The sequence below is a fragment of the Natronolimnohabitans innermongolicus JCM 12255 genome (assembly GCF_000337215.1).
Taxonomy (GTDB): Archaea; Halobacteriota; Halobacteria; order Halobacteriales; family Natrialbaceae; genus Natronolimnohabitans; species Natronolimnohabitans innermongolicus.
Window position 1 is genome coordinate 1 of sequence record NZ_AOHZ01000112.1, and the last position, 949, is coordinate 949.

The following is a 949-nucleotide window of genomic DNA, read 5'->3' on the forward strand; positions in this document are numbered from 1 at the left end:
ATTACCCCCGGTCTGCCTTGCCAGCCCGCTCAGAGATGTGTATAAGAGACAGGTCTTCGTCTTCGTCGACGCCGCGGACGGCGACTACCACGACGAGGATGCACCCGACGAGCTACCTGACGATGTCGACGAACCCGACGTCGACGACGGTGACGTGTCCGTGGCCGACGGTCACGACGTGGACGACCTCGAGACGAACCTGGAAGACGTCTCGCTCGAGGTTACGCTCGAGGACGTGACGGTTGTCCCGGTCTTCGCTCACGACCACGGTCACGCGATGGATGACGACTATCCGATGCACGGTGAGATGCCGGCTGTCGACGATGACAGTGATACGGACGATGAAACGACCGCTGACGAGGAGTACTCCGACGAGGACGCCGCCGACGCTTCCGAGGATGAACCCGCCGCCGTGATCGACCACGCAACCGTCTTCGTGTTCGTACAGGACGTCGATATGGCTGCAGAGGCGCCCGCGGACGAGCCGAACGACGACTCGAACGGCGAGGAAGCCGCTGACGACGCCGACGAATCTGCCGCTGATGAGCCCGAAACGGATGCTGCCGACGCGGCTGACGTCACGGTCGGTCAGGCCACGGCCATCGTCTTCCTCTCGCCGGCAGCGGACGAGATGCCGGCCGAGGAGCCGCCGGCTGACGAACCGGCGGTCGATGACGAGATGCCAGCGACCGATGACGATGCGGACGCCGATGACGCTGACGCACCCGCTGATGCGCCCGACGACGCCGACGCTGACGGCGTCGACGACGGACTGACCGTCCACGTAACGATCGACGCGGCGACGATCGTCCCGATCGGCGTCCACCACGGTGACGCGCCGATGGACGACGAGATGGACTCGACCGAAACCGACACCGAGAGCGACGAGGAGCCGGCCTCAGCGTCGGACGCTGACGACGCACCGACCGCTGTCTCTTATACACATCTC

1 pseudogene is annotated in these 949 nt (G+C 65.1%); it reads left to right on the plus strand.

The features are described from left to right. Positions 1–37: 37 nt before the first annotated feature. A pseudogene (locus C493_RS21825) lies at positions 38–949 on the plus strand (hypothetical protein); the annotation flags it as partial.